Below are 26,123 nucleotides of genomic sequence, written 5' to 3'. Positions count from 1 at the left end.
CCAGCCGTGCCAACCAGGGTTGGCACCCACCAGGACGGTCCTTAGGCCGGTTCGTCGGGAATCTGCAGGCTTTCCAGCCTGGCAATGCAGTCCTTCAACTGCAGCTTGCGCCGCTTCAGGCGCTTGGATTCCAGCTCGTCCTCGCCGTTGGCGGCCATGCGGGTGATCTGTTCATCCAGCAGGCGGTGCTCGGCGCGCAGGGCGGCGAGGCGTTCGACAATCTCGGCGGGGTCGTAGGTATCCACGGCTTCGAGGATACACAGCGATGATGACCGCCGGGAGAGGGGAATCCCGACCCCCGGCCGTGGCCGCTCCGAGCCGTTAGAATGGAGCCCATGAGTGCCGTGATTTCCCTCCCCGATCCCCAGCCGCGCGCCGCCCGCGATCCGCGCGTGGCCGAGCGCGAGCAGCACAAGCTGGCCAAGCGCCTGCGCCGCCAGGTCGGCGAGGCGATTGCCGACTTCGGCATGATCGAGGCCGGCGACAAGGTGATGGTCTGCCTGTCCGGCGGCAAGGACAGCTACACCCTGCTGGACGTGCTGCTGCAGCTGCAGAAGAAGGCGCCGGTGCCGTTCGAGCTGGTGGCAGTGAACCTGGACCAGAAGCAGCCGGACTTCCCCGAGCACGTGCTGCCGGAATACCTGGCAGGCCTGGGCGTGCCGTACCACATCATCGAGCAGGACACCTATTCGGTGGTCAGCCGGGTCATCCCGGAAGGCAAGACCATGTGTTCGCTGTGCTCGCGCCTGCGTCGTGGTGCGCTGTACAACTACGCCGAGACCCACGGCTTCACCAAGATCGCGCTGGGCCACCACCGCGACGACATGGTGGCCACGTTCTTCATGAACCTGTTCCACCACGCCAAGCTGTCGGGCATGCCGCCGAAGCTGCGCAGCGATGACGGCAGGCACGTGGTGATCCGGCCGCTGGCCTACGTGCGCGAGAGCGACATCGTTGACTACGCGCAGGCACGCCAGTTCCCGATCATTCCCTGCAACCTGTGCGGCAGCCAGGAGAACCTGCAGCGCCGCCAGGTCGGCCTGATGCTGAGGCAGTGGGAGAAGGACCACCCGGGCCGCATCGAGCAGATCGCGCGCGCCATGGGCGAAGTCCGGCCCTCGCAGCTGGCCGACACCACCCTGTTCGACTTCATGGCGCTGGGCCGTCGCGACGACGCGCCGCTGCCTGACGCGCATGCCTGGCTGGCCGGTTCCCCGGCCGACGCCGACGCAGATCCCGAGACGCCCACCGTTTAAGGTCGGTCGCCCTTCCTCTTTGCCATCCGGAATTCCATGTTCTTTCGCAACCTGACGTTCTTCCGTTTCCCGACCACCACCGATTTTTCCGAAGTCGACACGCTGCTGCCGCACGCCCTGCTGAAGCCGGTCGGCGCACTGGAAATGAATTCGCGCGGCTTCATCTCGCCGTTCGGCCGCGAGGAGAAGGAACTGCTCTCCCACCGCATCGCCGAACACCTGTGGCTGACCGTGGGCGGCGAGGACAAGATCCTGCCGGCGGCGGTGGTCAACGACCTGCTCGAGCGCAAGCTGGAGGAGATCGAGGAGAAGGAAGGCCGCCGCCCGGGTGGCCGCGAACGCAAGCGGATGAAGGACGACCTGCTGCATGAACTGCTGCCGCGCGCCTTCGTGAAGTCCTCGCGCAACGACGCCTTCATCGACCTGCAGCACGGTTACGTGGCGGTGGATACCTCCAGCCGCAAGACCGGCGAGTACTTCATGTCCGACATCCGCGGCCTGCTCGGCAGCTTCCCGGCGATGCCGCTGAACGCCGAAGTCGCGCCGCGTTCGATCCTGACCGGCTGGATCGCCGGCGAGCCGCTGCCGACCGGGCTGAGCCTGGGCGAAGAGTGCGAGATGAAGGACCCGGTGGAAGGCGGCGCGGTGGTCAAGTGCCAGCACCAGGAACTGCGCTGCGACGAGATCGACAAGCACCTGGATGCCGGCAAGCAGGTGACCAAGCTGGCGCTGATCTTCGAGGACAACCTGTCCTTCGTCATCGGCGACGACCTGATCGTGCGCAAGCTGAAGTTCCTCGACGGTGCCCTGGACCAGCTGGAGCATGCCGACGAAGACGGCCGCCGCGCCGAGTTCGACGCCCGCTTCGCCCTGCAGAGCGCCGAGATCCGCCGTCTGTTCCTGTTGCTGGAAGAAGCCTTCAAGCTCAGCAAGGCTGACTGAACAGGCAGCCCGACGGCCGCCGGTCATCCGGCGGCCCGAAGCGGCGCTATGCTGGGCGCATGAGCCGTCTGCTGCGCCGCCTGATCAGCCCGACCCCGCCCGCCACCGTACAGCGCGACACCGTTCGCCTGCGCCTGGAGGATGCCGAGATCGAGGTACTGCGCGTGCGCGATCCGCGTGCGCGCCGCATCAAGCTGAGCGTGGACGAACGCGGCGCGCGCCTGACCCTGCCACCGCGCGCAAGCCTGGTGATGGGCGAACGTTTCCTGGAACAGCACCGCGACTGGCTGGCACTGCAGCTGCGCCAGTACCAGGGCCAGGGCCTGCCGGCACCGCTGCAGCCCGGCGAAGACGGCGTGCTGCCGCTGCGCGGCGAACTGTTGCCGCTGCGCTGGCAGGAAGGCCGCTACGCGCGCCTGGAGATCGACGCGCATGGTGCCTGCGTGCAGTGGCCGACACGTGGTGGTGACGCCACCCTGCGCCGCCTGCTGCGCGAGTTCTACGAAGCACAGACCCGCGCCGACGTCGGCCGCTGGCTGCCGAAGTACCTGCCCACGCTGCCGCGCGCACCCAGCCGCCTGCGATTGAAGGTGATGTCCTCGCAATGGGGCTCGCTCGCCCCCGATGGCAGCATGGCACTGGACCTGGCGCTGGTACTGGGCCGGCCTGAGGCGTTCGAGTACGTGCTGGTGCACGAGCTCTGCCACCTGATCCAGCCCAACCACTCGCCCGCGTTCTGGCACGAAGTGGAACAACGTTTCCCCGCGTGGCGCGAGCAGCGCGACTACTTCCAGCTGGAAGGCCGCAGGCTGAAGGCGATGCTTCGCCAGCTGCTGTAGAGCCGAGCCGATGCTCGGCTGACGCGCGTGGCGCAGATATCCAGCCCTCGCGATCAACAGCAGCCGAGCATGGCTCGGCTCTACAAAAGCGCGCGCAGCGCGCGACCCGCTCCTGCTCTTCCTTCTTTCTTCCGTGATGGGCACACAGGAAACTGTCCGTGGCCGGGCGGGGTGGGTTGCGCAGGGGCGTGAGCCGCATGGATGCGGCGACCGAGCTTACAAGGACGTACTTGCAGCGACCCCTGCGCAATCCACCCCGCCCGGCCTAGCACGGCTTCTGATTTGAACGACCCACCACGAGGGGCTCAGCCGTTGGCCGAAATCCTCACCTCGCCCGCAACGCCGCCGCCGCCGCCCAGCGCGCCGCCACCCGCGGCGCCGTAATGCACACCGCCTGGTCGGTCACCGTCGTCACCGCGCGCTCCAGCAGCTGGATATCCGCCTCATGCTGGCGCGCTACGTGCGGATCCTCGAAGAAGATCGCGCGCTGGCAGCGCCCTTCCAGTACCCGGTCGGCAATCTGCGCATCGCCGCCCATCGGGCCGCTCTGGTAGCGCGTCACCCAGGGCGCATCGCTGGGCCAGCCACGGCTCCACGCCAGCTCGTTCAAGCGCTGGCCGGTGGTTCCGGTTGCCACCCGCTCACCGAACCGCGCCAGCACATCGAAGTGCTCATCGGCGAAGGCCAGCATCGCCGGCTTCATCGCGTCGTGCGCGATCAGCGCCAGCGTCTGTCCTTCGAACGCATGCAGGTCGTCGGCGCCAGCATCGGCAGCCAGTCCGGCATGGATGCGTTCCACCTCGATCCAGTCGCGCGCGGTGGCCACGGTGGAAATGAAAGGCTTGCCGTGGATCACGCACTGCCGCTTCAGCGCCGTGGCTTCCGGAAACACCGAGGATGGATCGACCGGATCGATCAGGTAGACCGCGCCATCCAGTGTCCGATCCGGCCCCATGCCAACCACCTCGGCCACCAGCTTCATCAAGCCACCCTCGCGACCATAGGGGTAGCGATGCAGGCCCGCGTATCCGGTCAGGAAGCCCTGACGCTGTATCGCGTCATGGGTGCGGCCGACCGCGTGCAGCGACACGCCCAGCTCGCGCAGGCCGGGTTCGCTGACGCGCAGCCAGCGGAACAGGGCGGCGCGCGCGTCGTGGTGATGGAGACGGTTGGCAGCCAGGCCGATGCGCATCGAATGCTCCGCAGATACGGGTGAAAGCGGCAGTGTATGTCGCCATTCACCTATCTTGGTGTTTTTACAACTTTCTTCATTGCGCTTCGTCCACGCGCCGCTAGCGTAAGAGGCAGCGGTACCGCTGCGCGGCCGTTCATTCCGCCCGCCAGAAGAGGATGCCCATCGTGAACGCCGCTGGCCTGCGTGCCGCCACCGCGGTCGTGGCCGGCCTGCTGTTGCCTGCCCTGGCCGCCGCTGCGGATTGCAGGACGCCGCTGCGCATTGCCTGGCCCGCCGACCGCGCGCCGTTGTCCTCCAGCGAGCAGGGCCAGCCGCGCGGGCTCAGCGCGCAGTACCTGAAGCTGCTGGGCGCGCAGCGACCACTGCAGATGCAGCCATTGCCAACCGCCGCCATCGCCGAGGGAACGGTGCCGCCCGACGTCCAGGCGCTGCTGGGCTGGTCGCGCTCGCAGTTGCCGACGGGGTGGGTGGCCAGTGCGCCCTACGTGCAGCTGCCACAGGTCATTGTGCGGCGCCGGGATGCATCGCCGGTGCTGGGCCTGGAGGCGTTGCGCGGAGGCACCGTGGCCAGTCCCGACCCGCTGTCGCTGGTCGGGGCGCTGACGGAACAGGCGTCTGGCGTGCAGCTGTTGCCCCCCGCCCCCATCGACGACGCCCTGTCACTGCTGGGCACGGGCCTGGTCGATGCCGTGGTCGCCAATCTTGGAGAGGTCGAGGCCGCGTTGCGCCACTATCAGGGCGAGCCGCTGGTAATCGCTGCGCCCGCCGGAATCGACGACGCGCCGGTGCTGGCCACCGTGCCCGCCTGCGCCGACGTCATCCCGGTGTTCGAGCGGGCCGTGTCGCAGCTGACCGCGAACGAACGCGAGGCGATCCGCACGGCCTGGCTGCCGAACCAGCCGCGACACCCGCCCTCTGCGTCCCCCCTGCGCTGGCTGGTGCCGGCCTCGCTGACCCTGCTGGCGCTCATGCTGGTGTACGCCTTCGGCTACTGGCGCGTGCATCGCGAGAGCGAGCGTCGCCGCGTGGCTGCGCAACGCCTGCAGGAGGTGACCTCGAACCTGCCAGCGGTGGTCTATCAGGTGCGTCGCTCTGCCACCGGCCACTACAGCTTTCCCCAGATCGCAGGCGACGTGCAGGCGTTGTTCGGAATCAGCGTGGAAACCGCCCTGATCGATCATCAGCGCCTGCTGGCAGCGGTTCATCCCGACGATCGCTCGCGGCTGATGGACACCGTCGACGCCGCTGCCCTGGCGCGGGGCCCGATCGATGTCACCTTCCGCACGCGCTCGCCACAAGGCTGGCGCTGGGTCCACTCGCATGGACGGCCGCTGTCCCTGGACAGCGGCGACGTCGAGTGGAGTGGCTACTGGATCGACGTAAGCGGAGTGCAGGCGCGCACCCATGCGCTGGCCGAGGCGCGCCGTGCGGCCGAGCAGGCAGCGCTGGCCAAGGCCCACTTCCTGGCGACCATGAGCCACGAGATCCGCACGCCGATGAGCACCCTGCTGGGCATGCTCGAGCGGTTGGAGGGCAGCGATCTGGATCATCGCCAGCAACAGGTGCTGGTGACCGTGGGTGATGCTGCCCAGATGCTGCGGCAGATCCTGGACGACGTGCTGCACAGCCAACGGCTGCAGGCACTGCCGCCGCAGCTGCGACCCACGAGCGTGGCGGCACTGGTGCGCGCGGTGCAGCAGTTGCTGATGCCGGTGGCGGCCAGCCGGGGCCTGCATCTGCGTATCCAACTTGATCCGGAATTGCAGGCCGGATCGCTGGCCGACGGCCTGCGCCTGCGCCAGATCCTGTTCAACCTTGCCGGCAACGCGCTCAAGTTCACCGAGCATGGCGGCGTGGATCTGCAGGTGCAGGTGCTGCAGCAGCACGATCGCGGCCAACGTCTTCGCCTGCAGGTCAGTGACAGCGGGGTGGGCATCAGCCCGGAACGGCAACAGGCGGTGTTCGCTGCCTACACCCAGGCCGAGGCATCGACAACGCGCCGTTTCGGCGGCAGCGGCCTGGGCCTGGCGATCTGCCGTGAACTGGCTGCATCGATGGAAGCAGAACTGTGCCTGCGCAGCGCGCCAGGCAAGGGCACCACCGTGTGGCTGGAACTGGATCTGGACGCCTGTGAGTTGCCTGCCGAGGCATTGCCGCTTCCGGCAGAGGCGGCGCGGCCACTGTCGTCGGCCCGGGTGCTAGTAGCTGAAGATCACCCCACCAACCTGCACCTGCTGGAGCAGCGCCTGCATGATCTGGGTCTGCAGGTGCACGCCTGCACCGATGGTCGCCAGGCCTTCGAGGCCTGGCAGGCGCGGGCGTTCGACCTGGTCATCACCGACTGCCACATGCCGCACATGGATGGCTTTGCCTTGGCACGGGCCATCCGCGCCGACGCCTGCGCGGTTCGCGCGCAGGTCCCGATCATCGCGCTCACGGCCAGCGCGCTGGGTCGCACCCGCGAGGCCTGCCGCGAAGCGGGCATCGATCATTTCCTGGCCAAGCCGGTGGCGGCGCAGGAACTGCGGGGCTTGCTGGCCGTGCTGCTGGCGCCGGAATCAATGCGCCAGTAGGCGGATGATGCTGGCGGCGGCGTCGCGGCCTTCGGCCACGGCGGTCACCACCAGGTCGGCGCCACGCACTGCGTCACCGCCGGCGAACAGGCGCGGGTGCGCGGTCTGGAATGGCAGGCGGTCCTTGCCGCCAGCCACGATGCGGCCGTTGGACCGGCCTTCCACGCCGTGCTCGGCCAGCCACGCCGGCACGGTTGGCGAGAAGCCGAAGGCGATGATCACCACGTCGGCCTCCAGCAGCGATTCGCTGCCTTCGATCGGCACCGCATTCTGGCGGCCATTGGCATCGGGCTCACCCAGCCGGGTTTCGACCACGGTCACGCCGATCACCTCATCGTCGGCGCCGGCTTCGATCGACAGCGGCTGGCGGTTGAACAGGAAGCGCACGCCTTCCTCGCGCGCATTGGCCACTTCGCGCGCGCTGCCGGGCATGTTGGCTTCGTCGCGGCGGTAGGCACAGGTGACCTTGGCCGCGCCCAGCCGCACCGCGCTGCGCACGCAGTCCATGCCGGTATCACCGCCGCCCAGCACCACCACGCGCTTGCCGTTGAGGTCGGGCAGGGCGATGCTGTCTTCCCAGCCGGCAATCGGCCGGCCCTTCGGATCATCGCCGCCGACGATGCGGCTGTTCTGCACCAGGAACGGCAGTGCCGGCAGCACGCCCTTCAGGTCCTGGCCGTCGAGGCCACCGTCGGTATAGCGGTAGGCGCCGGTACCGACGAACACCGCATCGTGGCTGTCCAGCAGCTGCTGCACGCTGAGGTCACGGCCGATCTCCACACCGAGGCGGAACTGCACGCCCATGCCCTCGAGCACTTCGCGGCGGCGGTGGATCACATCCTTGTCCAGCTTGAAGCTGGGAATGCCGAACTGCAGCAGGCCGCCGATCTGCTCATAGCGGTCGTAGACCACGGCGGCAATGCCGGCGCGCGCCAGACGGTCGGCACAGGCCAGCCCGGCCGGGCCGGCGCCGATCACAGCCACGCTGCGGCCGGTCGGCTGCACCGCGCCCAGGTCCGGGCGCCAGCCCGTGGCCAGCGCGGTATCAACGATGTACTTCTCGACCGCGCCGATGGTGACCGCACCGAACTCTTCCAGCGTGCAGCTGCCCTCGCACAGCCGGTCCTGCGGGCAGACCCGGCCGCACACTTCCGGCAGCGGGTTGGTGCTGTGGCACAGCGTGGCCGCTTCGTGGATGCGGTTTTCCTGCACCAGCTGCAGCCACTGTGGAATGGCGTTGTGCACCGGGCACTTCCAGCTGCAGTAGGGGTTGCCGCAGTCCAGGCAGCGACCGGCCTGGTACTGGGCATCTTCCTTACCGAACTTGCCGTACAACTCACCCCAGTCGCCGGACGTGCGCAGTTCCACCGGAATGCGCTGCGGCATGGTGCGGGGCAGGTCGAGGAACTGGAAGGCGTGCTTGCGGCTCATGGCGGGCTCTGTGGTGTTTTGCGGTCGCCGGCCAGCGGCCGGCACTACGTGGTCCTGGGTTGCCGGCAGCGGCCGGCACTACCGTTACGCGGCGCGTCGCAGGGTTTCGGTCAGCGACTCGATGCTGGCGGCCTTCGGTTTGACCAGCCAGAACTTGCCGATGTAATCGCGGAACTCGTCCAGGATCTGCTGCGCCCAGATGCTGCCGGTCAGCTCGCGGTGGCGGCCGATCAGGCGGTGCAGGTGCTGGCGGTAGTTCTCGAAGCCCTCGGCGGAGACGCGATGGATGTCGATCAGCTCGTGGTTGTAGCGGTCGACGAAATCGCGGTCGACGTCCAGCACGTAGGCCAGGCCACCGGTGAAGCCGGCACCGAAGTTCAGGCCGACCTTGCCCAGTACCAGCACCACGCCATCGGTCATGTACTCGCAGCAGTGGTCACCGGCACCTTCCACCACCGCCAGCGCGCCGGAATTGCGTACCGCGAAACGCTCGCCGGCGCGGCCAGCGGCGAACAGCTCGCCACCGGTGGCGCCGTACAGGCAGGTGTTGCCGATGATCGCGGTGCTGCGCGCTTCAAAGCGCGCGCCACGCGGCGGGCGCACCACCAGGCGGCCGCCGGCCATGCCCTTGCCGACGTAGTCGTTGGCTTCACCCTCCACTTCCAGGTGCAGGCCACCGACATTGAAGGCACCAAAGCTCTGCCCGGCGCTGCCACGGAAGCGCAGTTCCAGCGGTGCCTCGGCCATGCCCTGGTTGCCGTGCGCGCGCGCCACCGCACCGGCCAGGCGCGTGCCGATGCTGCGGTCGGTGTTGTGGATCAGGAAGCGATGCTCGCCACCGCGCTTGTGTTCGATGGCCGGCGCCAGCAGGCCATCCATCTGCGTGGCCAGGCCGTCCGGCGATTCGTACAGGCGCTGGGCGGCGCAGTGGCTGCCTTCGTAGCGGGCATCGGCCAGCAGGCGCGACAGGTCCACGCGCACGCCGTCACGCGGCGCGGCCTCGATCTGCCGCAGCAGGTCGGTACGGCCGACGATCTCTTCCAGCGAACGTGCACCCAGGTACGCCAGCCAGCCGCGCACTTCCTCGGCCAGCAGGCGGAAGAAGTTCTCCACGCGTTCGGGCTGGCCGGTGAAGTGGTTCTCGCGCAGGCGCTCGTCCTGGGTGGCCACGCCGGTGGCGCAGTTGTTGAGGTGGCAGATACGCAGGTACTTGCAGCCCAGCACGATCATCGGCGCGGTGCCGAAGCCGAAGCTGTCCGCGCCGAGCAGCGCGGCCTTGACCACGTCCAGGCCGGTCTTCAGGCCACCATCGGTCTGCAGCAGGGTGCGCCCGCGCAGGTCGTTGGCCAGCAGCGCCTGGTGCGCTTCGGCCACGCCCAGTTCCCACGGCACGCCGGCGTAGCGGATCGAGCTGACCGGCGAAGCACCGGTCCCGCCGTCGTGGCCGGAGATGGTGATCAGGTCGGCACCGGCCTTGACCACGCCGGCGGCGATCGTACCCACGCCGGCATGGCTGACCAGCTTCACCGACACCAGCGCGGTCGGGTTGACCTGCTTGAGGTCGTAGATCAGCTGCGCCAGGTCTTCGATCGAATAGATGTCGTGGTGCGGCGGCGGCGAGATCAGGCCGATCCCAGGCCGGGCATAGCGCAGGCGCGCGATCAGTTCGTTCACCTTGTGGCCCGGCAGCTGGCCGCCCTCGCCGGGCTTGGCGCCCTGCGCGACCTTGATCTGCAGCACTTCGGCGTTGACCAGGTACTCAGCGGTGACGCCGAAGCGGCCCGAGGCGACCTGCTTGATCTTGCTGCGCTTTGCGGTGCCATAGCGGGCGGGATCCTCACCGCCTTCGCCGGAATTGCTGCGGCCGCCGAGGCGGTTCATGGCAATGGCCAATGCTTCATGTGCTTCCGGCGACAGTGCGCCCAGGCTGATCGCCGCGGTATCGAAGCGCGGGAACAGGGTACTGGCCGGAGCCACCTCGTCCAGCGGTACCGGCGTGGCCGCCGGCACCAGTTCCAGCAGGTCGCGCAACGCCGACGGCGGCCGTGCATGCACGGCATCGCAGTACTGCTGCCAGGCACGCGGGTCACCGCTGCGCGCCGCGCGCTGCAGGGTGGTGACCACGTCCGGGTTGTACATGTGGTACTCGCCGCCGTGCACGTACTTCAGCAGGCCGCCTACGTCCACGTCCTGCTGCGCGTCCCAGGCCTGCGCGCACAGCTCGCGTGCGTCGGCATCCAGGCGCGCGAAGCCAGCGCCACCGATGCGCGAGGCCGTATCCGGGAAGCACAGGTCCACCACTTCCGGTTCCAGGCCGATGATCTCGAACAGCTGCGCGCCGCGGTAGCTGGCCACGGTGCAGATGCCCATCTTCGAGATGATCTTCGACAGGCCCTTGTAGACGCCCTTGCGGTAGCGGCGGCCGATCTGCGACTGCTCACCGCCCTTGCTGAGCTTGAGGATGCCGCGACGGCCGAGGTCGAACAGGGTCTGATAGGCCAGGTACGGGTACACTGCGGTGGCACCGAAGCCGAGCAGGCAGGCCATGTGGTGCGGATCGCGCGCAGTGCCGGTCTCGACGATCAGGTTGACGTCGCAGCGCAGGCCCAGCCGCGACAGGTGGTGGTGGATGGCGCTGGTGGCGAGCAGGGCATGCACCATCGGGCGTCCGGCCACCGGGTAGCGGTCGGACAGCAGCAGCATCACCATGCCATCGCGCGCGGCCTGTTCGGCCTCGGCACAGATGCGCTCGATGCCGGCGCGCAGGCCCTCGTCTTCGCTGTAGGACAGATCGAGCAGGCGGTTGGCCTGCACGTACTGCTCCATCTTCAGCAGCTGGCGCAGCTTGCGCTGGCTCAGCACCGGCGAATTGAGGATGACGTGGTTCACCGTCTCCGGGCCAGCATGGAAGATGTTGGTCTCCTTGCCGAGCTGGGTGGACAGGGACATCGCGCAGTCTTCGCGCAGCGGATCGATCGGCGGGTTGGTGACCTGCGCGAAGGCCTGGCGGAAATAGTCGTACAGCGGGCGGCTGCGCTGGCTCAGCACCGCCATCGGCGTGTCATCGCCCATCGAGCCAGTGGCTTCCTGCTCGGTCTCGGCCAGCGGACGCAGCACCTGCTCCACTTCCTCGCTGCTGAGCTGGTAGAGCTTGTGGTAGCTGCGCAGGGTGCCTTCGTCGAAGGGTTCCTCCACCAGCGACGGGTCGATCAGTTCGGTCTGCAGGTAGGTCACGCCCTGCTGCAGCCACTGCTTGTACGGCGCACGGCCACGGTTGATGCGGTCGACCGCGTCGGAGTCGAGCAGGTCGCCGCGCTTGAGGTCGATCGCGATCATCTCGCCGGGGCCGAGCTTGCCCTTGCGCACCACGCGCTCGGTCGGCACTTCCCAGACGCCGGCCTCGGAGGCGACCAGGAAGTGGCGGTCGGCGGTCAGCATCCAGCGCGCCGGGCGCAGGCCGTTGCGGTCCAGCGTACACACCGCATAGCGGCTGTCGCAGGCGACGATGCCGGCCGGGCCATCCCACGGCTCGCTGTTCAGGCCGTGGAACTCGTAGAACGCGGCCAGGTCCGGGTCCTTGAACTCCAGCGACTGGGTGGCGGGCGGCACCAGGATGCGCAGCGCCTGGATCAGCTCCATGCCACCGGCGACCATCAGCTCCAGCATGTTGTCCAGGCTCTGCGAATCCGAACCGTGCATGGAGATGACCGGGTCGAATTCACCAATATCGAAGCGCGGCGTCTTCCACACCTTGCTGCGCGCCTGCGCCCAGCGACGATTGCCCTCGATGGTGTTGATCTCGCCGTTGTGGGCGAGCATGCGGAACGGGTGGGCGAGCGGCCAGCGCGGCAGCGTGTTGGTCGAGAAGCGCTGGTGGAACACGATCGCGCTGGAGGCCAGCTCGCGGCGCTGCAGGTCCGGGAAGAAGCGGCTGAGCTTGTCCGGCAGCACCATGCCCTTGTAGCTGATCGCATCCGGGGTGAGGGTGGTGACGTAGAAGTCGGCGTGTTCGCGCAGCTGCTGTTCGCTGCGGCGACGGGCCAGGAACAGCGCCAGTGCGAAGCCGGCATCATCCTGGCCAACCCCGGCATCGACGAACACCTGCTCGATGCGCGGCAGCGTGTCGCGCGCCAGTTGGCCGCAGACGCTGTCGTCGGTCGGTACCTCGCGCCAGCCAGCGACCTTGCAGCCCACCGCTTCCACCTGCGCCTGCAGCTGCGCGCGGCAGGCCTGCGCAGCGTCGGCGTCATGCGGCAGGAATACCAGGCCGGCGGCGAAACGCGCGGCGGTGGTGATGCCGGCTTCGCTGGCCAGCAGTTTCAGGAACGCATCGGGGCGGCGCAGCAGCAGGCCGCAGCCATCACCGGTCAGGCCATCGGCGGCGACACCGCCACGGTGGGTCATGCGCGAAAGCGCGGCGATGGCGGTATCAACCAACAGGCGCGATGGTTGATCGTCGAGCTGGGCGACCATGCCAAATCCACAGGCATCGCGCTCGGAGCGCGGGTCGTAAAGCCCTTGGCGGTTGCGGGGGGCCATCTCTACCTCGATGCGTATAGGGTTGGCGGCGACACTCGTCCCCGCTCATTCCCTGGAGCGCATCGTGAGGCCACCGGATGCCTCGACTAGATCACAGGTTGCTGCAACGCCGCAATACACGGTTGCAGGTGCAACGGAACGCGCCGGCAACCCAGTGCCGGCGCGGGGCGGGACTCAGCCGCAACGCACGCCGCTGACGGCGCCCTTGTCGTCCACTTCGATGTTCAGGCGGTCGCCGAGGAACTCCATCGTGGCCACATCATTGGGCTTGAGCACGCGCACCTGGCTGGCACCTGCATCTTCCTGTGCCTGCTTGCCGAGGGCATCGGTGTAGGCCTGGCCGACCAGGCTCTGTACCTGGCTGGCATCGCAGGTGCCGACCGGCGGAGCCTCGGTGGCCTTGCCGGCGTCGTCGGCCGGCGCCTTGGCTGCTTCGGCGGCCTGCTGGGCGTGGGCGGTGGCCGAATCCTGTTCATCCAGCGCCGGTGCCTGGCAGGCGGTCAGGGCCAGCACGGCCGGCAGCAACAGGGCGGAGAGCGAACGGGCGCGAATCGGGAACGACATCATGACTCCGGAAGGGGTTGTGAAGACCCGAGCATAGCGGCGAACCGGCCCTCACGTGTTTGTCTTGTGTTATCGACAGGATCGCGGCATGGCGACGGCGACACTGGCGGCATGCCAACTCCCTCCACCCCCGAACGACAGGCAGCGCGCGCGGCCGGCCTGCGCTATGTCGACGACACCCAGCCGGGCATCAGCCGGCGCCGCGCCGGCAAGGGCTTCAGCTACCGCGATGCTGATGGCCACGCGATACGCGACGCCACCACCCTGCAACGCATCCGCGCACTGGCGATCCCACCGGCCTACACCGCGGTGTGGATCTGCGCCCATGCCAACGGCCACCTGCAGGCCACCGGTCGTGATGCGCGCGGTCGCAAGCAGTACCGTTACCACCCCGATTGGGCCAGGGAGCGCGATGCCGGCAAGTTCGACCGCATCATCGCCTTTGGCGAGGCGTTGCCTACGCTGCGGCGGCGGCTGTCGCGGGATCTCAAGCGCCCCGGTTTCCCGAAGGAGAAGGTGCTGGCCATGGTGGTCGCGCTGTTGGCGGACACGCTGGTGCGGGTCGGCAATGAGACCTATGCGCAGCAGAACCGTTCGTTTGGACTGACCACACTGCGAAACCGGCATCTGGAGCTGCTGCGCGGTGGCCGCGTGCGCATGCGCTTCCGTGGCAAGTCCGGGCAGCTGCAGGAGGTCACCGTGGGCGACCGCAGGCTGGGGCTGCTGGTGCGGCGCCTGCAGCAGCTGCCGGGGCAGGCGTTGTTCCAGTACCGCGATGACGACGGTGCGCTGCAGCCGGTCGACTCCGGCGCGGTGAACGACTACCTGCGCGAGGTGATGGGCGAGGACTTCACTGCCAAGGATTTCCGCACCTGGGGCGGGACGGTTGCGGCGGTGCAGGCGTTTGCCGCCACCGAACTGCCGGAACCGGCCAGCCAGCGCGCGCTGGCGCAGGCGCAGCGCGCGGTGGTGTGCGAAGTGGCGTCGCTGTTGGGCAATACCCCGGCGGTGTGCCGCAAGGCCTATATCGACCCCTGCGTGTTCGCCGGCTGGGAGCGCGGCGAACTGGCCACGCTGGCCGGCCTGCGTGGGCCGCGCCAGTGGGAACAGGCGACCCTGCGCGTGCTGCGCAGGGCGCGCCGGCTCAGCCGCAGTAGATCGCGGTGATGTTGTTGGTGCGTCCCTTTTCGATGGTCAGGCGGTCGCCGCCTTCGCTGGCCGGCGGCACCCGCGGGCCGTCGTGGCGCAGTACCCGTACGTGCAGGCTGTCGCTGTCCACCCGTGCGCGTGCGACGGTGGCGTCCGACGCGGCCAGGCCAAGTGCGCCGCGCACCCTGTCGCTGTGGCACTGGCCGGAAATCACACCGTCGATCGGCTGTACCTGGGCCACCGGTGTGCTGCTGCAGGCGGCGAGGGCAAAGCAGACGGCGGCGGTGGCGATGGCGTGTTTCATGGAGGCGTTCCTTGTGTGATTGCGTGCAGGGTGCGACGGCGCACGTGGTGGCGGAATGAATGCCGTGCACATCATGGACACGGCGCGCTCACTGCCGCCAACAGCAGGGGTGGAGACACTGCAGGAGCGGCGGATGCCGCCCCCGGTACTGCGGCGCATGCGCCCGGTAGTGCCGGCCGCTGGCCGGCAATCCCATTCCCCCCGAGGAGACCTGCATGGCCACCACCAGGAAAACCCCCGCCCGCCGCAAAGCCTCACCCAAGGTGCGCAAAGGCAGCACTGCAACCAGGACCATCGCCGACCCCGATCGCCCGCGCGTGGTGAAGACTGCAACCCGCAAGGCCGCCGCCAGCGATCCCCGCGCCGCCCGCGTTGCGGCACGGCAGCGGCGCCTGCAGGACCAGGAGAAGGCCAAGGACGCCCGCGCGGCCAAGAAGGCAACCAAGAAGGCAACAAAGAAGACCGCGACCCAGGCCGGAGCACGACGCCAGCCGGAGGCGATGCCGGCGCAGCAGCTGGCCAAGCCCGGGCACGAACACGAACTGGAGCTGGCGCCGCGTTTCCTTGCACCCGACTACACCGGCAGCGGCAAACTGCAGGGCATGCGTGCGATCGTCACCGGTGGCGATTCCGGCATCGGCCGCGCGGTGGCGGTGCTGTTCGCACGCGAAGGTGCCGACGTGGCCGTGCTGCACCTGGACGAGGCCGAGGACGCGGACATCACCCGCCAGCACGTGGAGCGCGAAGGCGGTCGCTGCGTGGTGATCGCCGGTGACGTGCGCGATCCGCGCTTCTGCGACAAAGCGGTGAAGCAGGTGGCCAAGGCGTTCGGCGGCATCGATATCCTGGTCAACAACGCCGCGTTCCAGCTGCACTGCGAGCGGCTGGAAGACCTGGAAGACGCGCACCTGCAGGAGACCCTGCAGACCAACATCGGCGGGTACATCCAGATGGCGCGCGCGGTGCTGCCGCATCTGGGCGAGGGCGCCAGCATCATCAACACCGGTTCGGAAACGGGAATCTTCGGCAGCAAGGCGCTGATCGATTACTCGGCGACCAAGGGTGCGATCCACGCGTTCACCAAATCGCTGGCCAGCCAGCTGCTGCCGCGCGGCATCCGGGTCAACTGCGTGGCGCCGGGGCCGGTATGGACGCCGCTCAACCCGGCCGACAAGCCGGCGCAGGACGTGGCGGAATTTGGCAAGGACAGCGACATGGGCCGGCCTGCACAGCCCGAGGAACTGTCGCCGGCCTACGTGTTCCTGGCCTCGCCGGCCTGTGCCAGTTACATCAGCGGGGTGATCCTGCCGGTGATGGGCGGGCCACGCGGGTGAACAGCACTACGGCGTGGCGTCTGCTGAACGGGGCTTCGCGCAGGTGTGTGGCGTGTGTCAACGGCTGCGCCGGTGCGGTGGGGTAGGCTGGACTCCCATACCGATCACGTTCAGGGAAAGATCATGCCGGAGATGGATATCAGCGCAGCGGCCGATGAAGTCGTCGCCCTGTTGCGGCAGAACGATGCCCGTGGCGCGGCCGCCCGCCTGGAGGCCCTGCACAACGGCCAGCGTGCGGTGGTGCAGGAATCGCTGGATCGCTACATCGCGGCGCGGGGCGCCACCGAGCTTGAGGCGCTGCGACGGAGCGGTGGCGTATCCGCCACCGACGCGGCCACGGTCAAGCCGATGCTGGATCGCCTGAGCGACGCGACGCGCCCACCGCGCATGCCCGACGCCGCGGAGACTGCGGGCCTGAGCCAGGCCCAGCAGTACGACGTGTATGGCAGTATCGTGGCCCAGCGCGGCAACGCCGCGGCGAACGATGCGATGGCCACGCAGGATCGCGTGGTGCTGGGGCTGCGCGACGAGAACCGCACCACCGAGGCGCGAGGACGTGGTGTCTACGACGACCGCATCGTGGTGCTGTGGAAGGATGCGCAGGGCCACGGCCATGTGCGCGAGTTCAACCAGGCCACGACAGAACCGACCGCCCAGTACGACGGACACGCCAAGACCACGCCACGCAGCCCTGGCTTCGGCAACGTGGCGCCGCGTACCAAGACCGAGGGCGAGGACGTCAATGGCGACCGGGTCAAGGATCTTGGACGGTTGGGCGAAGGCACCACCGAGATGCGCGCGACCACGCATCCGCGCAACGGCCATCCCGATGAGTTCGCGTTGCGCCCTTCGCAGGCGGCGATCACCGCCGGCGCTGGACGGGTGGAGCGCGACAGCAATGGCGATGGCTGGTTCGATGCGCGCGATACCCAGGGCGTGCAGCACCTCAACGACACCTTCAAGATCCATCGTGGCAGCCGGTCCAATACCGATTCGGCGGGCTGCCAGACCATCGGCGGCGGTGAGTACGACGACTTCGTGGCGACGGTACGCGGCACCCCCGGGCAGAACCGCTGGCAGTATGTGCTGACCTCGGTTGCGCCGGGCCAGGCGCGCGGGCTGGGACAGGACACGCCGCTCGCGGCCAATGACGATCCCCGGCAGCCGCAGCATCGCGACCATGCCCTGCAGCAGCAGATCAGCACGCACCTGCAGGCCTTGGGCGGGCGCTACGCCGAGCATGCCGATGACTACAGTCTGGTCTTGCTGCGCGAAGCGAAGGCCGCAGGCATCACCCGGGTCGACCAGATCGTGGCCAGCAATCCCAGTGGCGGCCGCGCTGCGGGTGAGACACTGTTCCTGGTGCAGGGCAATCCGGGCGATCCGGCGGCCGTGCGCGCAGGCGTCAACGCAGCCGAGGTGCGCGAGACTGCGGTGGAAACCAGCCTGCGCCAGCTGCAGCAGCAAGCGCGCGAACAGGGTGCACCCGTGCCCGCGCCGGCACAGCAGCACGAAGCACCCGCGATGGGAGGACGTTGAAGGATGGTCCGTCTACCCTTGATGTCCGGTTTGCCGTGGGTGTTGCTGCTGGCGTGCAGCGCATGCGCACCCGCCGGGGAGCACACCGTGCCGGTCGCACCTGCTGCGAAGCCTGAGGCGAAACCGGAGACCTTGCCTGCGCAGGCAGGACCCACTGAACGCGGATTGCCTGCATTGCCGGAAGCTTCCGGCAGCGCCCATTCCGGCGGCCGCTACGCTGCGCTGCCCGAACCGGCCAGGCGGGTGCTGGCGCAGTTGAAGTGCAACGTGGAGAGTGCCGGCAATGCGCAGGTGCTTTCCATTCCCGCGCAGGGTGGCCAGCAGGATTTCATGGTCACCGATCGCAGCGGACCGCGTTTCCGCTACTGGATGCGCTCGTTCTCCAGCAATGGCGGTACCACCGGGTATCTCGTGCAGCTGCAGGACTGCCCAGCAACCACCACGGGCATGCGCGCCTACATCGCACAGGGAGCCGCACCGCTGCAGGATGTCACCGCGTCGTTGCTGGCGCAGGCCGAGCTGCCTGATACGGCGACGATGACGGCTTACCAGGACAGGGGCGCGGGCGATCTGTTCGCCTTCATCGGGCAGCTGGACAAGGTGCCGGTGGTGCGCTGGGTGGCCGAAGCCGACCCCGAGCAGCCATTGGCCGACGCTGCGCGCAGCTTCGACCATGGCAATGCCATCCACGGCGGTTTCCTGCGCTGGAACCAGGATCACTTCGAAGTGGCCAGGACCGTGCCGGCCGGGCTATGGCCCTGCGATGACAGCCCGTTACTGCCGTGCAGGGGCGACCCGTTCGTGACTGGGCGTTGAGGCATCGCGCGCATAGAAATCGGCAATGCGTGGAATGAACTGCTGCGGATTGGCACCGACAAGATTGGTCAGCACCACCACCGCCACGCCGCGCTCGGGATAGACCACGAACGCCGAGCGCGCACCGCCGATACCGGCCACCTGAAGGTCGGGCGATGCGCGCAGTACCGGCCAGCCCCCCGCCCACGGGCCGGCACGGCCATCCGCCAGGCGCTCCGCGCTCCACATCCGCCGCAGGGCGGTCTCCGGCAGCAGGCGGCCTTCGGTCAGCGCGACCAGCCAGCGCGCGGTGTCGTCGGCGGTGGTGAGGATGCCGCCACCGGCCCACAGCGAAGGCGGTATGTCGTAGAACCAGTGCGACAGGCGGGACGGTGCATCCGCAGCGTCGGTGGCACGCGGGGCCAGGCTGTACATCGTCGCCGCATCGGGAATCAGGTCGTAGCTGTCGCCGAAGGTGGTGCGGGCCATGCGCGCGCTGCTGAACTGGCCGGTGGCGAGGAAACGTTCGTAGGGCATGCCGGATTGCTTCGCGATGATTCGTGCCAGCAGTACGTAGTTGGTCTGGTTGTAGGCGAAGCGCTGCCCGGGTTCGGCTTCGAGCGGCTGCGCAGTGACGGCCGCCCACGCCTGCGCTTCTGAGCCACCGCCCAGCAGTCCCTTCGCATCAAGGATGTCGGGAAGGCCGGAGGTATGCGCCAGCAGCTGGTGTATGCGTACGTCTCTCCACGCTGGCGGAAGGTCATCCAGGTAGCGCGAGGCCGGTGCGTCCAGATCCAGCTGCCCCTGCTGGGCCAGCTGCGCGGTGGCCACGCCGGTGAACGCCTTGGTGGCCGAATTGAGCGGGAAACGGGTGTCGCGCGAGGCAAGCACACCGTTCTCCACGTTGGCCAGCCCGTAGGCCTCGGACAACACCGTCTGCCCGTCCTTGACCACCGCGATCTGCAATCCCGGGATGCGCTGCTCCAGCATGATCTGGCGGATCAGGCGGCGGGTCTGGTCGTTGGCCTGGTCCTGGCTGGCAGAGACAGCGGCGAAGGGCAGTGCACTGATGAGCATGAGCAGGACTCGGAGCATTGGGCGGGACATGCGGAATTCCAGCGGGGCGTTGCGGATCGGATGCAGCGGGCGGGTCAAAGGTTTAAGCGCTCGGTGGTGCCTACCGTTCGTCGGCCCATGACTTCCGGGGGGTTGACTACAGCTGTCGTCAAGCTGACAGTGACGACACGTGTAGTCAAGGGAGTGGTGTCATGCGTGGCAAGACCATCGGGGATCAGGAACTGGCCCTGCTGCAGTACATCGATGAACATGCGCCGGCCACGGTCGGCGAGGTCGCCAGTGGCTACGGCGAGGCCCGCGGCCTGGCCCGTTCCACCGTGCTGACGATGATGGAGCGGCTGCGGGCGAAGGGGTATCTTCAGCGCCGGCAGCAGGACGGCGTCTACCGCTACCAGGCCACCCGTGGCCCGCAGAGCGTGCTGCAGGGTGCCGTGGCCCAGTTCGTCGACAACACCCTGCAGGGCTCGGTGTCGCCGTTCGTGGCCTACCTGTCGCAGCGCCAGCAGGTCAGCGACAACGAACTGGCCGAGCTGGAAGCGCTGGTCGCCCAACTCCAATCGCGTCGCCACGAGGGCTGAGCCATGGACACCACGATGCTGATTCCGATGCTGGAACGGTTGGGCTGGACCAGCCTGCAGACCGTGCTGCTGGTGGCGCTGGTGTACGGCCTGTGCCGCGCGCTGCCGTCGCTGTCGGCGGCGACCCGCTGCCGCCTGTGGTGGCTGGTCTCGCTGCAGGCCGTGCTCGGCCTGTTCTGGAGCCAGCCGTTGCAGTTGGCCTGGCTGCCGGCGCCGCAGGCGGTGGCGATGACCGCGACCGACGTGGCCGCTGACATCGTCTACCCGCTGGCCCCGGAGGCCTCGGCGCAGCTGCTGGCCGCGATGCCGCTGCCCGCGGCCGAAGTACCGGCAGTTGCGTGGTGGGCGGTCGCACTGGCCGCGCTGTGGCTGTCCGGCGTGCTGATGATGGCGCTGCGCACCTTCGGTGAGTGGCGCCGCTGCCGCGCACTGCTGGCTGCGGCGTATCCCTGCGAGGACGAGGCGCTGGTGCAGGCCCTGCAGCTGGCCTCCGATGCCCACGGCGTGCGCCGTGCGCCGCGACTGTGGATGAGCATGCAGGTGGACGCACCGCAGCTGGTCGGGCCGTTCCGCCCGGTGCTGCTGCTGCCGGCCGGCGACAACGTCCTGCAGGGCGATGCGCTGGACCTGGCACTGACCCACGAACTGCAGCACCTGCAGCGCCGTGACCTGCAATGGGGCCTGCTGCCCGCGCTGGCCCAGCACCTGTTCTTCTTCCACCCGCTGCTGCGCCTGTCGGTGCGCGAATACGCGCAGGCCCGCGAGGAAGCCGTGGATGCGGCGGTGGTCGGCCAACATGGCGCCAGCCGCCAGGCCTATGGCCGCCTGTTGCTGCAGCTGGGCGTGGCCCCGCAGCCGCATCTGGGCGTGGCCAGCGCCGCACCGAGCACCACCAGCCTCAAGCGTCGCCTGCTTTCGCTGCAGTCGCACCGGTCCTGCCCGCGTCTGCTGGCGGTGGCGCTGACCGCTGTGGTGGTGGTGGTGGGCGTGGCGCCGATGCGGCTGGTCGCAGCGCCGGTGCCGCCGGCCCCGCCCGCACCTCCGGCCGCCCCGACGGCCGTGGTGCCGCCCCCGCCGAAGGCTCCGGAAGCCCCGCCCGCACCAGCCTCGGCCGCGCGCGTTCCGGCCGAGCCGGTGGCTCCCGCACCGCCCGCAGAACCGGCCGATATGGAAGAACCCTCCGGTCCCGACGATGCCGATGTGGCCGATGTGGCCGATGTCGACGATGCCGCTGGCATGGATGAGGACCATGACGGCACGACCACCACCTCCTCCATCACGACCTACGGTCGCCTCGATCTGGGCAAGTCGCCCCGGGAGGCCTTCGTGCTGGTCGATGGTGATTCGACCTTCGCCAACGGCGGCATGGACGACGTGATGGTGGCCCGCAGGCAGCTCGGCAAGGGCCCGGCGCTGTGGTTCCGCCAGGGCGACAAGCGCTATGTGGTGCGCGACCCGATGTTGATCCAGTCGCTGCAGCGCGCCTATGCCGGTGCGGCGGACCTTGGTCGCCAGCAGAGCGAACTGGGCCGCCAGCAGAGTGCGCTGGGCCGCCAGCAGGGCGACCTGGGCAAGCAGATGGGTGAGATGGGGCGTCTGCAGGGTGAAGAGGCGCGCCGCCTGGCACTGGCCGCAGCGGAGGCCGCGCGCAGTGCGATGGCCGCGCATGACATCAACCGCGAAGCGGCGGCCGAAGCGGCGAAGGCGGCGCGGGGCGCGACCAACGACGCGGCGGTTGCACGTGAGGCCGCACGTGAGGCTGCCGCCGAGGCGCGTCGTGCGATGCAGGAAGTGGACAACGAAACCGCGCGTGCCAGCCGCACCCGCGCCATGCAGCGCCTGGCCAGCCAGCAGTCTGAACTGGCCAGCCGCCAAACGACGCTGGGCAGCCAACAGGCCGCGTTGGGCGAGCGCCAGGCACGCGTGCATGCGCAGGCATCGCAGCAGGCGCAGCAGGTGATCGCGCGCGCACTGGCCAGTGGCAAGGCCGAGCGACTCTGATCGGTAGTGCCGGCCGCTGGCCGGCAATGGGGGGGGCCGGCCAGCGCCGGCACTACCCTGGGAACATCAACCGCAGCTGGCGCGCTCGATGCGGTTCTGCGCATCCACCTGCACGGTCACGCGGTCCTGGCGGAAGTCCATGGTCACCGCCATGCCCGGCTTGACCACCCGTGCATTGCGCGCACCGCTGTCAGCCACCAGTTTCTTGATCGTGGCTTCGTCGGCGGTCCTGCCGGTGAAGGCGTCCAGCGCCTCCGGTTTGCATTCGTGCGCGGCATCGGCCACGGGCGCTGGCGCGGGATCGTGGGAGGTGCTGCTGCCGGCATGACTGCAGGCGGCCAAGGGCAGGATGGCGAGCAGGACCAGGGGATTGAGGCGCATCGTCGGGCTCCAGGCGTGGATGGTGGCGGCAGTGTCACCGCTGCCACCGTCAGGCCGCGTCAAGGCCTATTGACCGACCAGCGCCAGCGTCTCGCGCTCGCGCTGCTCCTCGTGCACCAGCCGTTGCAGCAGCAGGGCCAGGGTCACCACGTCCTGATGGTTGTGGTCGGCCACCCGGCGCAGGTTCACCGCGTCGCCGCCGCGCAGGAAGCGCAGCCATGCGCCCGGCGCTTCCGAGCCGGGCAGGTCGTCCTCGCGCACCACGCGCAGCAGCTGGCGCTCGATGGTGGACAGCCTGCAGTTCTCCCAGGTGCCGCGATAGCGGCGACGGGTGGGGTAGAGCAGGTCCACATGGTCCAGCGCGGTGATCGGATCGCGTTGGCGCGCCAGCCGGTAGCGCGCCTTCAGCAGCGGCGCATCGTAGCTGCGGCCGTTGTAGCTGCAGAACACGGTGGAGGGCTGCAGCCAACTGGCGAAGGTGGCCAGCATCGCTTCTTCCGCAGCCATGGTGGACATCAGCAGCTGGCGGATGCGCAGGCCTTCGCCACGTTGCGGGCACACGTGCCAGTCGGCCGCGCCGATCATGAAGGCACGCGTACCGGTGCCACCGGCCAAGCCGGTGGTCTCGGTATCGAAGAACAGCAGGTCGCGCGCAGCTACATGCTGGTCCTCGCGCTTGGCGAAGGCCAATGACAGCGGGGCGGTCGGGATTGGTTGCGGCTGCAGCGATTCGATCAGGAACAGGCCCGGCGCGATCTCCTCGCCGGGCAACTGACGATCCTGTGCACTGGCGCGTGCCGGCGCGGCTCCACCGCGCGAACGCAGGCCGAGCAGGCGATGCAGACCGCCCACTTCCGGCCGACGCAGCGGTGCGGGTGCCGGTGTGGAGACCGCAGCGCCGGTCGGCTTGTGGCGGATCTCCTGTTCGACCCAGGCGAACACCGAACGTTCGGCCGGTGGTTGCCGCGCATCGTTCGCGGCCACGGGTGCCGGTGGCGCAGGGGGCACGTCCGGCGCGGCCGGTGTGCTCGCCTTCGTGTCGCCGGCCTGCCTGCGCAGCAGGCGCAGCTTGTCCAGGCTCAGGCTCACGGTGCCAGCAGCTCCATCGGGTCGCGCGTGGTCACCACCACGTCGGGCACGTGCTGGCAGGCGTCGGCATCGAACAGGTCGAGCACGCGCAGCGCCAGCGCGCGCGGCGAAGTCTCATCGTCTTCCTGCGCGGCCAGCACCGGGCCCACGCAGGCCGGGCAGCCGGCCCTGCAGTCGCAGCGCTGCACCAGTTCGCGCGCGCGCTGCACCAGTTCGGCCTGGCGCTGCCACAGCGGTTCGCTGAGGCCGACGCCGCCGGGGAAGTTGTCGTACAGGTAAACGGTGGGCACGAACTCCTGCAGCAGCTCCACCCCACCGGGATCGCCCTCGCTGCCGCGCAGCTGGCCGCGGCCGCTCTGGTCGGCGATCGCGAACCAGGAACCATCGCCGTTGCCCACCGACTTCTGCAGGTCGCGCGCATCGGCCATCACCGCCACGGTGGCGACGATGTGCAGTGCATACGCGGCGCCGAGGAAGCCATCCAGCGCATCCTGCTTGCTGGCGAACGCGCGCAGCAGCAGCGCCTGCGGCAGCTGCCACCACACCGCAGTGGTGTGCAGTTCCTGGTCGGGCAGGTTCACCGGTCCGTAGCCGATGTTCTCGTGGGTGTAATACCGGATCTTCTTGTAGCCGGCCACGCGGCGCACCACGTGCACTTCGCCATGATGCGAATCGCCACGGCCGGCCACGCCGCCATCGAAACGGTCCAGCACCTTGAGCTTGGTGAAGTCGATGCTGTCGGTGTAGTAGTCCACGTGGGTGCGGGTGACGTAGGCCTTGCGCCCCTCCCAGTCCAGCGTCTCCACCTGGTACGGGGTGGACTGCACCATGTGGATGGCGCCCTCGTACAGGGTGAGCGCGGCGGCGGAATAATCGACCTCGGCGATGATCTGCTGGCGGCCATCGCTGCGGTCGACCACCACGAAGTTGCCGTCGGCCACCGCACGCAGGCTGACCGCGTTGGCCGGATAGCTGTCGGCGATCCATTCCCAGCGCTCGCCTTCGCGGTGGATCACTTCTGTCTCTGCCAGCGCTTCCAGGAACACCTCCGGATCGATCGGGCCGAAGCCATCGCCGACCCGGAACGGCAGCTCGAAGGCCGCGCAGCGGATATGGTCGAACAGGATCAGCGGCTGGTCCGGCGCGATGCGCGCGTGCTCGGGCGAGGCCTCGGCGAAGAAGTCCGGGTGGCGAACCACGTACTGGTCCAGCGGCTGCGAGCTGGCCACCATCACTCCCAGTGCGGGTTGCTGGCGGCGGCCGGCGCGGCCGAAGCGCTGCCAGGTGGCGGCCACGCTGCCGGGGTAGCCGTTGAGGATGACCACGTCCAGGCTGCCGATATCCACGCCCAGTTCCAGCGCCGACGTGCTGACGATGCCGTCGATGTTGCCGGCACGCATCGCGCGCTCGGTCTCGCGCCGCTCGGTGGGCAGGTAGCCACCGCGGTAGGCGCGGATGCGCGGCGGTTTGCGCGGGTCGTGGTCGAAGATGTCCTTCAGGTACTTGGTCAGCACTTCCACCATCAAACGTGTCTGCGCGAACACCAGGGTCTTCAGCCCGGACTTGATCGCGATGCGCGCGATGCGGTTGCTCTGTGAGCGCGCCGAGGCGCGCAGGCCCAGGTCCGGATTGATCACCGGCGGGTTCCACAACAGCACCTGTTTCGGCCCGCTGGGCGCACCGGATTCAGTGATGGCAGTCACCGGGGCCTCGATCAGCGCCTCGGCATGCGCCTGTGGGTTGCCGATGGTGGCCGAGCACAGGATGAACTGCGGTTGCACGCCGTAGAACGCGCAGATGCGCTTGAGCCGGCGCAGCACGTTGGTGACGTGGCTGCCGAACACGCCGCGGTAGGTGTGTACCTCGTCGATGACGATGTAGCGCAGGTTCTCGAAGAACTGCGCCCACTTGGTGTGATGCGGCAGGATGGCCTGGTGCAGCATGTCCGGGTTGGACACCACGATGTCGCCATGCAGGCGGATGGCCTGTCGTGCATCGCCGGGCGTGTCGCCATCGAAGGTGAAGGCCTTTACGCCCAGATCGCCGGCGCGGTTGAGTTCCAGCAGCTCGGCCACCTGGTCCTGGGCCAGTGCCTTGGTCGGGAACAGGTACAGCGCCTTGGCCTTGTCCTGCATTGCCGCGCTGACCACCGGCAGGGTGTAGCACAGCGACTTGCCGCTGGCGGTGGGGGTGACGATGGCCACGTGCTCGCCGCGCTGGCTGGCCTCCCAGGCTTCGGCCTGGTGGCTGTAGAGCTGTTCGATGCCACGCGCCTTCAGCGCAGCGGCCAGGGCAGGCGGAACTGAATCGGGAATGGGCGCATAGCGGCCTTCGCGGCGGGGAATGGCAAAGCTGCCGGTGATGCGGTCCTGGTAGCGGCGCTGCAGGCGCGCGCTGAGCAGGGCGCCGTCGCGGGCGGGCAGGCCGTCGCGCGTGGCGAGCTTCTGCTCGGCATCGGCGGTGCGCTTGGCGAGTTCGTAGGCCATGGAAGATGGAGCCGGGACGGATTGCGAGGGGTCACATGGCACCACACTCAC

Annotated in this window: 20 protein-coding genes; 10 read left to right on the top strand and 10 right to left on the bottom strand. The window is 68.8% G+C overall.

Going from position 1 to position 26,123, the window contains the following annotated elements; all coding sequences use genetic code 11:
- Positions 1-41: 41 nt before the first annotated feature.
- Entirely contained in the window at positions 42-245 is a 204-nt protein-coding gene (locus AC5P6S_RS14845) for a YdcH family protein (protein WP_005411823.1), read from the bottom strand.
- A gap of 90 nt (positions 246-335) precedes the next feature.
- On the opposite strand from AC5P6S_RS14845, the gene ttcA reads away from it, so the two are divergent.
- From ttcA to AC5P6S_RS14830, 3 genes are read left to right on the top strand one after another with little or no spacing between them, the layout of a single operon-like run.
- Positions 336-1,256 (top strand): tRNA 2-thiocytidine(32) synthetase TtcA, encoded by a 921-nt coding sequence (gene ttcA / locus AC5P6S_RS14840; RefSeq protein WP_024958654.1) that lies wholly within the window; start codon positions 336-338, stop codon positions 1,254-1,256.
- Between the two features lie 36 nt (positions 1,257-1,292).
- A complete protein-coding gene (locus tag AC5P6S_RS14835; protein ID WP_005411825.1) occupies positions 1,293-2,198 on the top strand; it encodes a recombination-associated protein RdgC in 906 nt (301 codons plus the stop codon).
- A gap of 59 nt (positions 2,199-2,257) precedes the next feature.
- Positions 2,258-3,037 carry a M48 family metallopeptidase gene (locus tag AC5P6S_RS14830; RefSeq protein ID WP_005407504.1) on the top strand — a complete coding sequence of 260 codons (780 nt, stop codon included), beginning with the start codon at positions 2,258-2,260 and terminating at the stop codon, positions 3,035-3,037.
- Positions 3,038-3,362: 325 nt separating this feature from the next.
- Here the strand turns inward: AC5P6S_RS14830 and AC5P6S_RS14825 are convergent, their stop codons facing one another.
- Positions 3,363-4,229 (bottom strand): methylglyoxal synthase, encoded by an 867-nt coding sequence (locus tag AC5P6S_RS14825; protein WP_495204653.1) that lies wholly within the window; start codon positions 4,227-4,229, stop codon positions 3,363-3,365.
- Positions 4,230-4,396: 167 nt separating this feature from the next.
- On the opposite strand from AC5P6S_RS14825, the gene AC5P6S_RS14820 reads away from it, so the two are divergent.
- Positions 4,397-6,805, top strand: a complete 2,409-nt coding sequence (locus AC5P6S_RS14820) for an ATP-binding protein (protein WP_044571112.1) — start codon at positions 4,397-4,399, stop codon at positions 6,803-6,805.
- Here AC5P6S_RS14820 and AC5P6S_RS14815 read toward each other — a convergent pair.
- The 3 genes from AC5P6S_RS14815 to AC5P6S_RS14805 all read right to left on the bottom strand — a co-directional run bounded on the left by AC5P6S_RS14815 (position 6,791) and on the right by AC5P6S_RS14805 (position 13,339).
- The gene (locus AC5P6S_RS14815) at positions 6,791-8,236 is read right to left on the bottom strand and encodes an FAD-dependent oxidoreductase (RefSeq protein WP_012478696.1); all 1,446 of its coding nucleotides are present in this window, start codon (positions 8,234-8,236) and stop codon (positions 6,791-6,793) included. The two genes, AC5P6S_RS14820 and AC5P6S_RS14815, sit on opposite strands and share 15 nt — an antisense overlap.
- Before the next feature lie 84 nt (positions 8,237-8,320).
- Entirely contained in the window at positions 8,321-12,775 is a 4,455-nt protein-coding gene (gene gltB, locus AC5P6S_RS14810) for a glutamate synthase large subunit (RefSeq protein WP_049395474.1), read from the bottom strand.
- A 174-nt stretch (positions 12,776-12,949) separates the two neighbouring features.
- On the bottom strand, positions 12,950-13,339 hold the full coding sequence (locus tag AC5P6S_RS14805; protein ID WP_005407509.1) for an I78 family peptidase inhibitor: 390 nt from the start codon (positions 13,337-13,339) through the stop codon (positions 12,950-12,952).
- 111 nt (positions 13,340-13,450) lie between these two features.
- Between AC5P6S_RS14805 and AC5P6S_RS14800 the strand changes: the two genes are divergently transcribed.
- Complete coding sequence (locus AC5P6S_RS14800) at positions 13,451-14,506, top strand: DNA topoisomerase IB (protein ID WP_005407510.1); 1,056 nt, start codon at positions 13,451-13,453, stop codon at positions 14,504-14,506.
- On the opposite strand, the gene AC5P6S_RS14795 is transcribed toward AC5P6S_RS14800, so the two are convergent.
- The gene (locus tag AC5P6S_RS14795) at positions 14,484-14,792 is read right to left on the bottom strand and encodes a putative periplasmic lipoprotein (RefSeq protein ID WP_005407511.1); all 309 of its coding nucleotides are present in this window, start codon (positions 14,790-14,792) and stop codon (positions 14,484-14,486) included. The genes AC5P6S_RS14800 and AC5P6S_RS14795 overlap by 23 nt on opposite strands.
- A 215-nt stretch (positions 14,793-15,007) precedes the next feature.
- Between AC5P6S_RS14795 and AC5P6S_RS14790 the strand changes: the two genes are divergently transcribed.
- From AC5P6S_RS14790 to AC5P6S_RS14780, 3 genes are all read left to right on the top strand, one after another.
- Complete coding sequence (locus AC5P6S_RS14790) at positions 15,008-16,126, top strand: SDR family oxidoreductase (protein WP_005411829.1); 1,119 nt, start codon at positions 15,008-15,010, stop codon at positions 16,124-16,126.
- A 123-nt stretch (positions 16,127-16,249) separates the two neighbouring features.
- Entirely contained in the window at positions 16,250-17,665 is a 1,416-nt protein-coding gene (locus tag AC5P6S_RS14785) for an XVIPCD domain-containing protein (RefSeq protein ID WP_060380427.1), read from the top strand.
- A gap of 174 nt (positions 17,666-17,839) precedes the next feature.
- Entirely contained in the window at positions 17,840-18,481 is a 642-nt protein-coding gene (locus AC5P6S_RS14780; protein WP_231110288.1) for a hypothetical protein, read from the top strand.
- Here the strand turns inward: AC5P6S_RS14780 and AC5P6S_RS14775 are convergent.
- Positions 18,440-19,537: a serine hydrolase domain-containing protein gene (locus AC5P6S_RS14775; RefSeq protein ID WP_049395484.1), complete on the bottom strand. Its 1,098-nt coding sequence runs from the start codon at positions 19,535-19,537 to the stop codon at positions 18,440-18,442. The two genes, AC5P6S_RS14780 and AC5P6S_RS14775, sit on opposite strands and share 42 nt — an antisense overlap.
- A gap of 191 nt (positions 19,538-19,728) precedes the next feature.
- On the opposite strand from AC5P6S_RS14775, the gene AC5P6S_RS14770 reads away from it, so the two are divergent.
- Both AC5P6S_RS14770 and AC5P6S_RS14765 read left to right on the top strand, forming a co-directional pair.
- Entirely contained in the window at positions 19,729-20,115 is a 387-nt protein-coding gene (locus tag AC5P6S_RS14770; RefSeq protein WP_005407516.1) for a BlaI/MecI/CopY family transcriptional regulator, read from the top strand.
- A 3-nt stretch (positions 20,116-20,118) separates the two neighbouring features.
- Positions 20,119-22,116: a M56 family metallopeptidase gene (locus AC5P6S_RS14765; protein ID WP_012478703.1), complete on the top strand. Its 1,998-nt coding sequence runs from the start codon at positions 20,119-20,121 to the stop codon at positions 22,114-22,116.
- A gap of 66 nt (positions 22,117-22,182) precedes the next feature.
- Here AC5P6S_RS14765 and AC5P6S_RS14760 read toward each other — a convergent pair whose 3' ends face one another.
- From AC5P6S_RS14760 to AC5P6S_RS14750, 3 genes are all read right to left on the bottom strand, one after another.
- Positions 22,183-22,497 carry an I78 family peptidase inhibitor gene (locus AC5P6S_RS14760; RefSeq protein ID WP_012478704.1) on the bottom strand — a complete coding sequence of 105 codons (315 nt, stop codon included), beginning with the start codon at positions 22,495-22,497 and terminating at the stop codon, positions 22,183-22,185.
- Between the two features lie 66 nt (positions 22,498-22,563).
- On the bottom strand, positions 22,564-23,586 hold the full coding sequence (locus AC5P6S_RS14755; RefSeq protein ID WP_060380950.1) for a ribonuclease H-like domain-containing protein: 1,023 nt from the start codon (positions 23,584-23,586) through the stop codon (positions 22,564-22,566).
- Complete coding sequence (locus AC5P6S_RS14750; protein WP_414498363.1) at positions 23,583-26,072, bottom strand: DEAD/DEAH box helicase; 2,490 nt, start codon at positions 26,070-26,072, stop codon at positions 23,583-23,585. The genes AC5P6S_RS14755 and AC5P6S_RS14750 overlap by 4 nt, the downstream gene beginning before the upstream one ends.
- Between the last annotated feature and the right edge of the window lie 51 nt (positions 26,073-26,123).

The sequence above is a fragment of the Stenotrophomonas sp. YJH_SMC_119 genome, from assembly GCF_059368315.1.
This window is presented reverse-complemented; position numbering and strand designations above follow the sequence as displayed.